The 15,204-nt window shown below is 47.2% G+C and carries 11 protein-coding genes; 10 read left to right on the top strand and 1 reads right to left on the bottom strand.

What is annotated here, in order from left to right:
* Nucleotides 1–17: 17 nt before the first annotated feature.
* Entirely contained in the window at nt 18–1,271 is a 1,254-nt protein-coding gene (locus tag JW727_00080; GenBank protein MBN2094421.1) for a glycosyltransferase family 4 protein, read from the bottom strand.
* A gap of 300 nt (nt 1,272–1,571) precedes the next feature.
* On the opposite strand from JW727_00080, the gene JW727_00085 reads away from it, so the two are divergent.
* From JW727_00085 to JW727_00130, 10 genes are all read left to right on the top strand, one after another.
* A complete protein-coding gene (locus tag JW727_00085) occupies nt 1,572–2,330 on the top strand; it encodes a P-loop NTPase (protein MBN2094422.1) in 759 nt (252 codons plus the stop codon).
* A 57-nt stretch (nt 2,331–2,387) separates the two neighbouring features.
* Nucleotides 2,388–3,326 carry a hypothetical protein gene (locus JW727_00090; GenBank protein MBN2094423.1) on the top strand — a complete coding sequence of 313 codons (939 nt, stop codon included), beginning with the start codon at nt 2,388–2,390 and terminating at the stop codon, nt 3,324–3,326.
* Between the two features lies 1 nt (nt 3,327).
* Nucleotides 3,328–3,807, top strand: a complete 480-nt coding sequence (locus tag JW727_00095) for a hypothetical protein (GenBank protein MBN2094424.1) — start codon at nt 3,328–3,330, stop codon at nt 3,805–3,807.
* Entirely contained in the window at nt 3,798–4,628 is an 831-nt protein-coding gene (locus JW727_00100; GenBank protein MBN2094425.1) for a hypothetical protein, read from the top strand. The genes JW727_00095 and JW727_00100 overlap by 10 nt, the downstream gene beginning before the upstream one ends.
* Nucleotides 4,629–4,698: 70 nt before the next feature.
* Nucleotides 4,699–5,457 (top strand): P-loop NTPase, encoded by a 759-nt coding sequence (locus tag JW727_00105; protein ID MBN2094426.1) that lies wholly within the window; start codon nt 4,699–4,701, stop codon nt 5,455–5,457.
* Nucleotides 5,454–7,940 (top strand): hypothetical protein, encoded by a 2,487-nt coding sequence (locus JW727_00110; GenBank protein MBN2094427.1) that lies wholly within the window; start codon nt 5,454–5,456, stop codon nt 7,938–7,940. Before JW727_00105 ends, JW727_00110 begins: the two co-directional genes overlap by 4 nt.
* A complete protein-coding gene (locus tag JW727_00115; protein MBN2094428.1) occupies nt 7,937–8,689 on the top strand; it encodes a P-loop NTPase in 753 nt (250 codons plus the stop codon). Before JW727_00110 ends, JW727_00115 begins: the two co-directional genes overlap by 4 nt.
* A gap of 141 nt (nt 8,690–8,830) precedes the next feature.
* Entirely contained in the window at nt 8,831–9,130 is a 300-nt protein-coding gene (locus tag JW727_00120; protein ID MBN2094429.1) for a hypothetical protein, read from the top strand.
* Entirely contained in the window at nt 9,108–9,620 is a 513-nt protein-coding gene (locus JW727_00125) for a hypothetical protein (GenBank protein MBN2094430.1), read from the top strand. The genes JW727_00120 and JW727_00125 overlap by 23 nt, the downstream gene beginning before the upstream one ends.
* 206 nt (nt 9,621–9,826) lie before the next feature.
* Complete coding sequence (locus JW727_00130; GenBank protein MBN2094431.1) at nt 9,827–15,190, top strand: hypothetical protein; 5,364 nt, start codon at nt 9,827–9,829, stop codon at nt 15,188–15,190.
* Nucleotides 15,191–15,204 lie beyond the last annotated feature (14 nt).

A 15,204-nucleotide genomic window follows, 5' to 3' on the forward strand; every position in this document is an offset into this window, starting at 1 on the left:
CCTGCCTTGATTTAGTTTTACTCTTTGCCGGCAAGCTTGCCATATATTTTAAGGACTTCCTCGGCCTGGTTTCTCCAGGATATCCTGTCAAGCTCTTTGTAAGCGTTGGACGTCATTTCGTGCCTTAACTGAGGATACTTCAGTACGGAAATGATTTTGTTTGCCATCTCTTCAGTGTCCCAGAAATCCACTTCAAGGCAGTGCCTGAGCGTTTCTCTTGCCCCGGAGTTCTTTGAGATGATAACAGGAGTTCCGTGAGAAGCTGCTTCAAGGGCGGTAATGCCAAATGGCTCTGAGATGGAAGGCATGACGTACACGTCTGCAGCCCTGTAGATTTTTTCGACTTCCTCATCCGTCAGTTTCCCTGTGAAAAGTATGTTGCTTCCAAGCCCAAGGCAACAGGCAAGGCTTACAAGCTCTGGGAGCATCTCGCCCCCGCCAGCCACGACGAAAAGGGTGTCTGGCTCGTACTCCAGGACGGTTTTTGCGGCCCTTATGAAGTAATCCGGGCCCTTGTGCAGGCTGAGCCGCCCGAAGTAAAGGACAATCTTTTTTTTCTTAATGTCCTTTTCCTGGCGCTTTCCGTTAAAGTTTATGGCGTTGTGGACAACCTCGATTTTTTGGGGGTCTATGCCGTATCCTTCGGCGATTTTTCTTTTAGTGTAATTTGAAACCGCGATAATTTTGTCAGCGCTCTCAAAGCACTCCTTTTCTATGTCGTACGCCCTTTGGTTTCGCCCGCCGCAGCTTCTGTCAAGCTCGGTAGTGTGCACATGCAGGACCAGGGGCTTTCCGGTCAGTTTCTTTGCAAGAAGCCCAGCTTTGAAGGTAAGCCAGTCATGGCAGTGTATGACGTCAAAGTCCTCTTTTTCGATAAGCGGCACGCACTTTTGGGCGAAAAGGTCAAGCTCCTCGAACAGGTTGCCCCCATAGAGCTGCGTCCTGCCCTCTTTTAAGGGCATCTGGTTTATCACAAACGGCTTTTTTCCGGGATTACTTTCGCCGTAAATCTGGGCGTATTCGCTCTTAAGCTCCTGAAGGTAGGTCTTTTCGTTCATATAGGGCTTAAGGACCGTTTCTATGCAGTTTACGGAAACGCTGGCCGTTACAATCTTCATTTTCTCGGGGTTTTCACATTTGCCCTTTACGGGGAGAAACAGGGTAATCTTGGTTCCAAGCTCTACAAGGGAATTTGTAAGGTTATAAGTCACATTTCCAAGTCCGCCTACAGTGTGGGGAGGGAACTCCCAACCGAACATTAAAATGCGCATAATATCTATATTAGGATTTTGTATATCTTAAATAAAATATTCTGCACACCCCAGATTTTATCTTTTCAAGATAGTCAAGAGTCTGAAAAATAGGAAACTATTGAGAGAATAGCCCCCTAGCCACCGCATTTTTGGTTTTCTGGCCTTCAGGCAGAATCATTGGGAAATGAAGAATAAGGAACGGGGCATTTATGACTTCAAGGTTATCTTTTGCGCTCTAATAAAACCATAAATATATCTGCGAAGCAATATTATGTATTCGCTGGAGTTGTAACTTTCAGTGAAGGACAACCCACTAGTATGAAAAAACTTGCGATTGTTTCGGGAAAGGGAGGCATAGGAAAGACCACTTTAGCAATGAACTTGGCATACCTTTTGCACAACAAGTACAACGTTGACTCGGCAGTTGTCGATTGCAATCTCACCACCCCGCATTTGAGTGTTTCCCTTGGCTACTACGACAACAACCGGACACTGAACAGGGTTCTTACAGGGCACACTCCGCTTGAGGAGGCAATTGTCGAGCACCCGGTTGGGCTCAAAGTCCTGCCGGCGTCAAACGACATAAAGGACCTTGAGGGGGTTGATATAAACCTTCTTCGCTCTGCGATACAAAATGCCAGCACTAACCTGATTCTGGACTCAGCACCCGGAATAGGGCGGGAGGGTCTTGCCTCTATTCAGGCAGCAGACGAGATACTTTTCGTCACCCACCCTCACAGGTCGGCCGTTGAAGACATACGAAGGTGCAGCAAGGTGGCAGAGATGCTGGACAAGAAAGTGCTGGGTGTTGTCGTAAACTGCAGGAAGGGCTTAAAGCATGAAATGACCCGGGAAGAAATCGAGGCAATTACGGAAACGCCCGTTCTTACGGAAATCCCCTATGACCTTGACATAGAAAAAAGCGTTTCTGCCCGGCTTCCTCTGGACGTTTACAAGCACACTTCAAAGGCAAACGAGTCATTCTACAAGATCTGCTCCGAGCTTACAGGCATACCTTACAGGAAGCCAAGGACTGTTTTTGGCCGGCTTTTCTGGAAGATTGGGCTTAGGAAGTAATCCTGCCTTGATTTTTGGCTGCATTTTGGCTATCTTATTATTTTTGCCTCGAAATTTATGAGGTATTTAGCTACCCTTTCCCTCCTGGCGTTACTGGTTCTGTGTCCGGTAAGCGCTTTTTCGATAGGGACCGCGCCAGGAGTGCAGTATGTGGGAGAGTTTAGCCCCGGGGAAAATACTTACGTCAAGTTTTATCTTCTCACAAATGCCCAGGGTGATATTCTTACTACACTTTCTTATATGAGGCCGCACCTGGAGCTTTATTACCCCGGGAAGTTGAGGTATATTTCAGCTTACGAGGCCTCCCAGCAGGACATTACGGGCTGGATTGCCTTCCAGCAAAACCCGGTTCTTGTTTCGCCCCGCAAAAGCATCATAGCAACTCTTCAGGGAGGCGAAGTCGTAAAGGCAAATGCGGAAGTCGTATTCAAGCTAAGCATTCCCAAGAACGCGGAGCCGGGTTATCATGTGGGCTCTGTTTCTCTTGCCCCTAAGGTCGTGACAACCGGAGGGGGAACGGGAGTTTCGACGCTTGGCATAACCCGCTATGTTTTCATTTTCAAGGTGCGAGGCCCTGCCGAGAGAAGCGGTGAGGTAAAGACAATGTACGGCGACAGGGTTGATGAAAGCCGGGCAAGGGTCGACGTTTTGTTCAAGAATACCGGAAAAGATACTCTTTCAGTCTGGGTCGAGTCGCTTAACATATATGATGATTACGGAAACACTGTTGCAAATCTTGAGTCCGGGCTTGTTTATGTGCCGCCTGGGGAAACAAAGATTCTGCCTGTATATTGGAGCAACAGGAACGCAAGCGGTGTTTACCAGGCAGAGGTCAAGACGAACTACATTACTGGCTTTGCGACAAAAACCGTTTCAATTGAAATACCTATCCAGCCATCAATGCCTGTTCCAGAGAGCCCCAAGTTCCAGATTCCGTGGTGGCTGATACTGCTGGTAATACTTCTGATAATATTAATAATTTATTGGAAGTACTAATATGAAAAGCACTAAAAGCAAGAGTAAGCTAGGCATAAACCCGGTTATTGGCGCGGCGGCCGTCGTTCTTTTGATAGCAGTCCTGGTTTTGGGCGCAAGCGCCAAAGTCCAGGAGACAACATATCCGCTCAAGGCAAACGTGACTGAGCTTCGGCTTAACGACAGCAAAATCCTGATTGGCGTTTCGAATGACGCTGACCAGCTTGATTTTGGGGTTGTTTCGGTGAATATGAGCGTACAAAAGGAGCTTGACATAAGGAACTTCGAAAAGGTGCCTGCCAAGGTCATAATATCCAGGTCTGGAAATATTGCACCCATGGTTTCCGTTTCGGAAAGTTCGATTGTTCTTTCAGGAGGCGAGACGAGAAAAGTCTTCATCGAGTTCAACGCTACCGAGAAAGGAGAATATAGCGGAGTTTTGACTATGGTTGTCAGGACGCCCAAGTATGCGATTCTAGCCCCACTTTCACTATGGAAATAAAGCCCCTTGTTTTGTTTGTTTTTCTTGCATTTGCTTTTTCTGTTCCAGCCAGCGCAATGTCGGTGGATATCGAAATAATGGATGCCCTGAATGGAAGGAGCTCTTTTCTTGAATTTAACAACACGACTGCAGCATATTTCAGCTTTGACTGGGAAAACATTGGCTCTCTCGATTGCAATGCCCGGCTTAGGGTGGACATAACCGACCCGGAAGGCAGGGTGAATTCAGTGTGGAGCAGGGAAATTCCACTTGCTCCCGGTGACAGCGGTCTTTTTGAGGCATATTACTTTCCGAAGGAGAGAGGAAGGTACCGGGCCGAAATCTACATGCAGTACTGTAACGAGTTTCTCAGGGTCTCAAGGTTTAATTTCACTTACTCGCCTGCAAACCAACTTCTTTCTTCAGGCGACCTGAAAATTTCCGCAAGTTCAGATGAGGATGAGGTCTTCTTTTCACTTGACCCGAAAATAGACCTGACGGGCGTGCGGATAATCCCCCTAAGCCATCCCAAGACCTGGATATTCGAGCCCGCAAAGGTAGGTGAGATTTCAGCGGGAACACACAAGGAAGCGGTATTGGGCTATAAGCCAGCGGTATGGATGCCGCGAAATGTCACCTTTGCGGTGGTTTCCGATGAGGGCTACCGGGAGGTGAACGTCCAGCTTGAAAGGGGTAAAAACCACACATCAACCCTGATATTTTTGCTTGCTCTCGCTCTCATAATCTCCATTGCCTTTAACCTCTCCTTTTTTAAGCTTCCAAAAAGGCCCGACGGCAAGGAGAAGGAAAAAGAGGAAACCCCCAGGAAGGGCAAAAAATAACTGAAAATCTCAAAAACGCCAGGAAAACCAAAAATATTCAATAAATATTATAATACCTCGGTATATAGTTATGGTCTATGGTACGGGGACTAAGATTATAGGCGTTTCTTCTGGCAAGGGTGGGGTAGGAAAAACCACTTTTTCCATAAACCTCAGCGCAGCCCTGTACGAGATGGGATACCAGAATATTCTTGTCGATGGGGACATTTCAAACGCAAACCTGTCCGTTCAGCTTGGCCTGCAGCATAATACCATAACTGTCCAGGACTTGGTTACCGAAAAGCTAAACCCAATGCACGCGATAAGGATTCACCATTCCGGGCTTAGAATACTCCCTGCAGCCCTTTCCATTCAAAAGGCAAATGTCGAGATGCATGACCTTCGCACACGCCTGTCCCCACTCAACGAGACCTTTATCATGGATTTTCCGCCTGGTATTGCAAGAAATGTCGAGCAGCTTATGGAGCTTTGCGATGAGATAATTGTCCTCACCACACCGGAAGTCACATCCATAACAGACGCGGTAAAGACAGTAGAGCTTGCAAAGCAGCTTAGAAAGCCATTTTTAGGGATGGTGGTCAACAGGGTTTCCGGGGAGTGGTTTGAGCTTACTCCCGCCGAAATACAGTCGATGTCCGAGAGCCACATTCTTGGAACTATCGCTGAGGACAAGAAGGTGAAAAGGTCTAACTTTGAGTCCCTCCCATATGTATTCAGGTATCCTTATTCGAAAGCGGCAATAGACACGCGGCTTATCGCCTGCCGGCTTTTAGGCAAGCCCTACTCCGGGCCCAAGTATAACTTCTTGAGGAACTTGCTTGAAAGATGAATCGCAGATTGGTTTTGGCAGGGGCGTTTCTTTTGGTGATGGCGGCAGTGATTGTGCCAGCATTCGCTGCCGAGGATATAATTTCAGACCTCACAATTACAATTGACGGGCAGGTGGTTACAGACAGCGGGGTTTGGATAAGGGAATATTCCGGGCAAAGCACGTACGAAAAAAACAGCGGGCCTGTGCTGCATGCAGTTTCCACCTGTAGGAGTGCTAATGGCACTTCCGGGGACCTGGCGCTTACACTTTACCCGATTGGAAGCGCTTACCTTCGAAGGACATTTACGGGTGACGCAACAACAGACTTTACCCTGAAAAACCTTTGGGGTTATGGTAGATATACGATTGAAGCCAGCTGCTCGGTTGGAAACCAGACTTCCGCAATCTCCAAGAGTTTCTCTGTACACAAGATGGAATTTTTCTTCCAGAACTCTGACACTATTGAGGCCGAAATCGGTTTTGAGGCAAAAGTGCCCCTTATTTATCGGCTCGATGGGAATATAATTGCCGATAAAAACAACATCACCATCCGTCTCAGAGACGCTTCACACACATACCTTAGCTCAGTGCCAGACTACCTTGAAAGCATTGGAGGGGACTACGTGGAAATTTCTGTAGCCGTGCCTTATGACGTTCCTGAGGGGAAAAGGACGCTTGATGTGATAACTAATTACGAGGGCTATTCAGTAAACATAAGCAGAAGCATCGAGATACTTTCTCCGATAGATGTCGAGATTGAAACCGAGTCGGTTTCCTGCAGGGCGAACGAGTATTGCCCTTTTGAGATTTCTGTTCTTGTGACAACAAACGGCCCTAAGTCGGTTTCGGAATACGCCACTGGAAATTTCCTGGTTGGAATTTACCGGGCAAGTGACGGGGCGCTTTCGGATTACCCGTCGATAACCAGGGTTGACTGCAACGAGAACACGAAGCGGTGCATTCTCAAGCTCATGACCGACGAAAAAGTCACTCCCGGAGACTACACACTCAAGGTTTCTGTAGTGGATAACCAGCTTGGAAGCGCGCCAAAATTCCTGCCTCTATCATGCTCCTACTTTTTGCAGGGCACCATAAGAAATGCGGAAAACAGCGCGGTGAGGGCGAAGATGACCTTCATAAACAAGGACACAAAACGGGTCGTTACAAAGGAGTTTTCCGGAGATTATGTAATTGAAATACTGAGGGGAACCTATGACATTTCGATGGACCTTCAGGGCGGAGCCCTTATCGCGGAGGTGACGAATGCAAGCTTTGAAAATGCGCTTCTTGAATCAACAAAGAACATAAATTTCGATTCCTTCGAGCAGGCAGACCTTCTTGCAGGAGTGCATACCGTAAGAGTGGTTGTCCTTGAGCTTGGATTTGACTTCGAGACAATGAACCTTAAGATTCCTTATAACAATGTCAATGTTTACAATGAGGAGAACCTTGAGGTTTACCGTTGCCTGAACTGGAACTTCGGGACAAGAAAATGCAATGGAAACTGGACTGTGGTTGAGGGAACCGTCCTGAATTCAGTTGCTGATATTGTTGAGCTTGACACTGAACGGGCTTCAGCGCTTTTACTGGGCGAGAAAAAATTCCTTCACTTCAATACTGTGGGCTCTGCCACAAAGGAAACCGGGCTTGGCGGAGTGGTTCCCATTGAAGGCCAGATTCTGGACTCTGACGGAAAAGAGATTTCCGGCGTAAATATTACTCTGAAGGCAGATGGGTACCAGACAACTGTTGGGACTGTCAACGATGGCTCGTTTCTTGGCTATGTGACACTTCCCTACAAAGAAGGGCTTTTTGATGTCCAGGTTATTGCAGAAAAAAGCCCTTATGTTGGCTGCAGCGACAAGGTCGTGCTAAAGACTGTAAAAAAGGAAGGTCTTGCAATGGTTTTGCCTGAAGACCAGATTTCACTTGCCCTTGATGAGCCGAGAACTGTAGAGATATCGGTTGTAAATGACGGGCAGGTTGAGATTACAAACATTTACCTCCGGCTTGACGGAATTTCAACTAAAACTTACGCGCTTGTGCCGGACAATATCAATCGGCTTTCCCCAGGCGAAACCAAGGTGCTTAAGCTTAACCTAAATATGAGTTCTGAGGAGTGTGGGGAAAAATGCCTCCAGTACACCTCGGTTGGCGTTGAGGCAAGAGGCCAGTCGGAAAGCGGGCAGGAGGTGAGCGTTTCAGGAACTTTCATAATAGAGCTTCAAAAGTCGCTTGGCATCGCCTCTCAGGAAAATTCCGGGCTTTCTGGCCTGTCGGGAATGTTCTCATTTCCGGCGGTTTCCAATACAATGCTCCTGAATGGTGTGATAGTTTTGTGCATAGTGATTGTGGCGATACTTATAATAAAGAAGAAGAGGGGTTCGCCTTCCGGGGGAATAAGGGGTCCTTACCAGCAGCCGCTCGGTGGGGGCGCTCCAAGAACCAGCGTCGTATCCTCGATAAAAACAATAAGAAATGAAATCAAGAACAAAAAATGAGCAAGCTTGCAATTGTTTCCGGAAAAGGCGGCGTTGGAAAGACAACTCTTGCGCTTAATCTCGGCTACCTGCTTCACAACAAATTCAATCGCGATACCACCATAGTTGACTGTAATCTCACTACCCCTCACCTTACAATTAATCTCGGCTCTTATTCGGGACCGGTCACTCTCAACCATGTCCTCAGGGGACAAGCAAAGTTAGGCGAGGCCATTGTTGAGCATCCTGTAGGAATAAAGCTCGTTCCAGCTTCACTAGACCTCAAAGAGCTTGATGGAGTGGACATCTCCGCCCTTGAAAGAGTCCTTAAGAGCTATGAGTCTAACCTGATTCTGGATTCTGCGCCGGGTCTTGGGAGGGAAGGCGTTGCCTCGATTGCCGCTTCAGATGAAATTTTGTTTCTTACCCAGCCATACACGAGCGCTGTTGTTGACATATTCAGGACGCGAAAGGTCGCAGAAGTCCTGAACAAAAAAGTCCTTGGTGTGGTCGTAAACTCACGCCGCGGGATGAGGCATGAACTTACAAACAACGAAATAGAAAAAATCTGTGAGGTTCCTGTCGTTGGAGAAATCCCGTTTGATATTGAAATCGAAAAAAGCCAGGCATCAAAGTTGCCTCTTGCCCTATATAATCCTGCTGCCAGGGCAAACCATGCGTTCTATGAAGTCTCGTCCAACATTGCTGGCTACCCGATACAGCCGCCAAAAACCTTTTTGGAGCGGCTGTTTGAAAGAATAGGACTTTAGGTCTTTTTGCATTTTAGGATTTATTTGGGGCTTGGCTTTCTGCCAGGCCCAATTATCTTACTCTGAAGCCTGCAGACGGTTATATACTCAGGCACTCTTAATTATGGGGCGTTCTTCCTCCGGAAGTCCGTCTTGAAAAATATGGAAGGGCTTCTCCTGATGGGACTCGAAATCGCATTTTTCTTTGGAGTGATTTTTTTTCTGGAGTACCGCAGGCATATTTCTGCTGCTGCCGGAGGAGGGGTTTTTGTTTCCGCCCAGCCCAGGGTGTACCTTACGAACAGAAATATCGACAAGGCCTCGGTCCTTTTTGCAGAGGAGTTCCGGAAGATTCTTGACGCCTCTGAGAAGGGGTATGTTTCTTTCGGAACGCAGGACCTTTACACCACGATAAAAAAGCTGGAATCTAATTTCGAAGATGCAAGACGAACCGGGAATTAGCTCTCCTGTCTTTTTTGCGCTTCTTCTGTTTCTTGCAGTCTTTTTAATAATTTCTCCTTTCGTTCATGAAATGGGTCATATTGCGGCAATAAGGCATTCCGGATGCGACTATACAATTCACCGCTACCAGCTTTCCCTTCTGGGCGGGCTTGAGGCATCAACAGAGATAAAGTGCCCTCTTCCGCTGGAAGTTTACCCCCTTATACTTGTTTCCGGGTCTCTTTCCACGTTTATATTGGGGAACTTTCTCCTTCTTTGCTTTTTTCTTTTTTTGAGAGTCCGCGGAAAAATGTGCCTTAAGATTTTTTTCCTGGCTCAGGGCTTTATTCTGCACAGCATGGTCTACTTTTTTGAGAGGGGAGAATTCGACCTTTTTCTTCTTCTGGAAGGGCAGGGTTATTCGACAGGCACCCTTCCGGTCGTTGGAACTGTGCTGATAGCCATGTACCTTTCCCTTGCGTACTTTTCCATAAAGAAGTATGTTGCCTGACGTGCAGGAAGCTTGCATTAGGCATTGTCGGGGGGACAATGGGATTCATTTGCTTCGGGTAAAGGGGCTTTTCTTAAATGCCTCTTTTAATTCAGAATTGGGGCATATTTCGGCTATATAGCGTTTCCCTTAAATAAGTTATGCGTGCAGAGTTGAGAGTATCCGCCGTATTGCTTTTGATTGGCTTATCGGCACTGTTATTTCAGATGGGATTTGGAATTTCACATGGCGAACTTCCTGAAACTGCTCAGAATCTGGTTGTAATGACGACAATAGGGCATGATGAAAATTTTGTTGTCGGCTCAAGCATAGATGTTCTTTGCTTTGGGGAAAGGATTGGGATAGATGACTCCGAGGGCCTGGCGGTTGCCACAGGGCCAAGCAAAATACAGTTTACTCCAACAGAATCAGGAAGCTATACCGTCTTTTGCGGTAAGGAAAGCCGGACTTTTTTTGTATTAGGGCTGGAGGGTTCGGAAGAGAAGGCAGAATCGGTTTCTGTCATTTCAAAAGACTCTAGTGTGGAGCCGAAAAGTGCGCCTGAAGTTTTGTCTCAGGAAACTTCCGAAACAAGTATGGGCTTAGAAAACTCTAAAAAGGTATTTTCCCAGGAAATCCTTTCAGCTCAGGACTTGCCTGCAGGCGCCTCTGAAGTGGCTAGCCGCACACCTTTTGCGCAAGACAATGGAAGCATAGTGCGCTTTAGCAGCAAACTTAAGGATATAGGCATAAATGTCACTTTGAAGTATTCCGGGCAGGCTCCTGAGATTGAGGTCAGCAAATGGCAGGGTGAGGGTAGGGCAGTCCTAAGGGTTGGCTCAGAGCTTAGCGCCAAGGTGCACAAAAACCTTTCCGGCACAAGTATGTTTGAGTTCAATTCTTCTGGCCTTGTAAACCAGTTCTATGCAGTGGACGAGGGAGAGGGTACATTCAAGTGGAATATGGTGCTGGACAAGAAGCCTGCGCAGGACAACTGGTCTTATGAAGTCATCCTCGAAGGCATTGAGTGCTACTACCAGCAGCCTTTGGTTCAGGAAATAAACTGCACTCTGGCTGGCTGCGCTGCCTGCAATGAAACTGACTGCTGGGGAGAATCTGGAGAAATTCTAATCCACCGCCCTGAAGATGTTGTGGGGACTTATGCCTGCTACGGAAGCCAGAAAGGAGACTATAGCGCCATTGGCGGAAAGAATTATGCAACTGGAAAAGCCTTTGACATAAAAAGACCGCTATTCATAGATGCAAATAACAAGACTTATCTTGGCACAGTAAGCTTCTTGGAAAGCACTCTCACTGTAACTGGTGACCGTGACTGGCTTGAAAGCGCAGCTTACCCTGTAGTAGTTGACCCTACTTTTGGATACACTACTGCCGGCGGCTCTTACACAACAGTTGGCACGAATGCTTTCTATGGGCTTATCGCAACACCGCCTGCAAACCTTGCCGTGGATTACCTGAGGTTTTATGGGCGTAACGCGGCCAGCATTAAGGGAGTGATAACTGCAGACTTGGGCACTTACGCAATAGTGCCTAATGGGGTAAGCAGCACAAACACCAGCACCAACACAATAATCTGGTATAACCTGTACTATTCCTCGAAGCCCCTTCTTTCAAGCGGAAACCATTATCTAATTGGGATCATTCCAAGCGCAAATGAAAGGTTTTATTATGATACCGGTATCCAGACAAACTCCTCATATGACACTGCAAACAGCTATGCCACTCCACAGGACCTTGGTGCAGTCACGACTTCGACAAACCTCTATTCCATTTACGCAACATATACTTTGTATATCTCATCACTCAGGATAAACACGCCTGCAAATGACAGTTTCACGAATCAGACTAATCCTTCGGTTAACTTCACAGTCCAGGGCGGCTCGCTGAATTACAACTGCACCTGGCAGCTGAATGGAACAAGGAAAGGCTACAATGGCTCGGTATCCAACAATACTGCAACGCTGATGCTGAACTCAACCGCGCTGTCTGAAGGCCCTTATGCAGGAAACGTGACCTGCCAGAATAGCACAGTTGTGATGTCCGGGCTTTACAACTTTACCTTGGACAGCATAATCCCTCAGGTTTCCATATCTTCGCCGCAAAACAGCACATACACAAACCTGACAGAACTGGACTTCATTTACGAGGTTTCTGAAAGCAACATTAACCTTACAAACGTCTCAATATACAACTCGACGGGCTCGATTGTGAATTCCACCACAAACTCCTCGACAGGGACTGTCCACTCATACCTCGCAGTTTACAAGGATGGAGTCTACACTTTTAACGTGACTGGCTATGACAAGGCGGGCAACATTAACCAGTCAAGGGGAAACTTCACAAGGGACACTTCTACCCCCCAGGTTTCAATAATATCCCCCATTAACAGCACCTGGACCAACCAAACCCTGCTTGATTTCTCTTATTTGGTTTCAGACGAGAATCTGAACCTCACAAACCTTTCAGTCTATAACTCAACAGGCCACATTGTAAACTCCACGGCAAACTCAAGCACCGGGACGGCGCACTCCTGTCTGTCTGTCTACGCCGACGGCTACTATGTCTGGAATGCGACGACCTGCGACAAGGCAGGAAACTGCAACCAGTCAAGGGGAAACTTCACGAGGGACGCATTGGCTCCAGGCATAGCCCCCGCATATCCGGCAGACAATACCTACACAAATGACACTCAGATATGGGTGGTGGCAGCAATAACTGAAGGGAACCTGAACACGACAAACCTGTCAATTTATAACTCGACAGGGGCACTTGTAAATTCGACGGCAAATATGAGCACTGGCGAAGTAAACTTCTATGCTTCATTCTACGCTGATGACTGGTATAATCTAACTCTTATTTCCTACGACTATGCTTACAATGTTTATTCAAAGTCAATACAAAATGTCACTCTTGACCGGGAAATCCCTCAGGTTTCAATAATCTCCCCCGAAACAAACTCAAGTGTTACCAGCAGGCAGGTGGACATAACCCTGAGCGTCACGGAAACCAACATAAACCTCACAAACTGCACGATAGTCAGCGCGGCCGGAGAGGCCCTGAACAGCACGCTAAACACAAGCACCGGAACAGTGCACTGCTACCTGACTCTTTACCAGGATGCCAATGTAAACATAACCGTGACAACTTACGACAAGGCAGGAAACATAAACTCGACACTCAAATCAAACATTACTGTAGATGAGGCAAAGCCGCAATACTCAAATGTGCAGCAGTCCCCAACAGGGAACCCGGATTATGGCCTTGAAGTCCAGTGCAACGCGACCTGGACGGATAATGTTGGGCTTTCTTTAGTTTATTTACGCTCAAACTTCTCTGGCTCCTGGCAGGACTATGAGCCTTTATCCAACGGGGATGAATATTACTACACAATCCCCATAAGCGAGCTTACCGGCCTTGAGGAAGTTGGCTGGTACTTCTGGGCCAACGACACTTCAAACAACATCAACAATACTATGCCAATCCAGGCATTCACAGTCCAGAAGGCAACACCCGAATTGTCACTTTACCTTAACGGAACTGAGGGGGACAGAAACTACAGTAGAAACGAGTATGCAAACCTGACTGCGGCGCTTAGCGTTTCTGGAGAAATTGTTGAATTATGGGCAAATTTCACTGGAGGAGCAGCTTCTCTTTTGGACCTAGGCCCAAGCCCGCTTCAGAACATAACGTATTTGGATTATACGCCGGGCTATTATCAAGTAAAAGCAAACTTCTCGGGGAACGAGAATTACACCGCTAGCGATAGTGAACACCTTTTGGGAATTTTCCCGGAGCCCCCCACAATAAACCTGCAGCAGCCAATCAACCGTTCCGGAGACACAGACGGAACTGTTGTCTTCTATTACAATGTCTCAAGCCCGGTGGCGGTTTCAAGCTGCAAGCTCATCATAAATGGTTCGGTAAATCAGACAAATAGTTCCATAAATGTTGGAGAGACGCAAAACTTTACTGTTAATGGGCTGGAGGTCGGAAAGTACAATTGGAGCATAAACTGCACCAATTCCTGGGGGATGAAGAATAACTCAGAAACGAGGGAGTTTAGCATTATAGTTATGAGCTCTTTTGGTGGGCTTACAACAGACATTTCAGGACAGGATGTCTCTGACCTAGCATTGTTTACTCTTGAAAGGGAGGGTTATGGAAAGATTGTTTTCAACGAGACAGTTGACCTGAGCGGAGGGTCAGACCTGGAGAGCAATGTCTCCATCGGATTGGGATATATTTTTGTAAATTCCTCGGGCGAACCAAGGATTAACAAGTCTGCAACCCTCTCGTTATATGGCTTGTCTTACCTCTTTCCACCAGTTGTACTGTCTGGGGGAGAGCTTTGCAGCGGCTGCGTCCCTGAGTCCTACACTTCAAACACCTTTGTTTTCAATGTCTCACACTTCACGAATTATTCTGCCGGCGCCAACTCCAACCTGACAATATTCGACTCTACAGACCCTGAAGGCGGAGAGCATACAGTTTTTGCCGGGGATCAGGCGATTTTTTATGCCGGATATACAAATGCCACTACGGGCGAGCCGATAGTGGGCGGTGAGGCCTACTGCGAAATCAGGTTTTCGGACTTGGTAAAGAACATGACCTACAACTCTACATCAATGCTTTACGAGTATAACCGAAGCTTTGAAGTTTCGGGAAACTACCCTTGGAATATCACCTGCAACGGAAGTTCGCTTGGCTTTGAAGCGCTAAACTCTACGGACGCTGTTTCAATTGGATCGCCTTATCTGGAGGTTTACCTGATGATTCCCCCATCAGTGGAAGGTCAAGGAGATGCGACTGAGGATGGGGGGTACCTTGTCGGTCAAAACCGCACTTTTGTCATAAAGGCAAATGTCACCTGCCGGGCGGGGGACTGTGGGATTGTTACGGGATTTGTGCGCTATAACCACTCCAGCGAAAGCCCGGACGCAAACCTCTCAACCTTCCCGGACACGCCATTCTATGTGGTAAACTCAACTTCCGGCAGCGCACAGAACCCAGTGTCCTGCGGAATGCTTAATGAAGGTGATTCCTGCACACTGAACTGGACAATAAATGCTACCGGAAACCTCAACTCGCTCTGGAAGATTGATTCTGGCTTCAACTCGACAAATTCAATAAACCATACCAGCTCAGCGACCATAAGAATAGTAAAGGTCATACTGCTTTCCCTTTCCTTTACGGAAGTTGACTTTGGCGTCGTAAACCCTGCAACCTCTGGCGACCAGAACCCAAGCCCCAACAACGGAAACCAGAAAGTAATGGTCCACGTGAACTCAAATGATGTCGAAAATCTCTGGATAAAGGGGACAAACCTTACTCCGGAAAAGATTTCGGGTTATGGAAATGTTACTTACTCCATTGGAGTTGGAAATATCACCTGGAATACTGAAGCAGAATACTCCAGTTCCAAAAAACTCTCCTCTGAGTACCAGAATATTATGTCAAACCTTAAGTCTGGCGAAAACCAGAGCATGTACTTTTGGATAACTGCCCCTCGGGGGCTTGAGGCGCAAAAGTATTCCGGAAAGCTCTACATTCTTGCAAACGCTACAAGTTAGGCCTCTTTTGGCAT

This window comes from Candidatus Aenigmatarchaeota archaeon, from assembly GCA_016932615.1.
GTDB lineage: Archaea > Aenigmatarchaeota > Aenigmatarchaeia > QMZS01 > QMZS01 > JAFGCN01.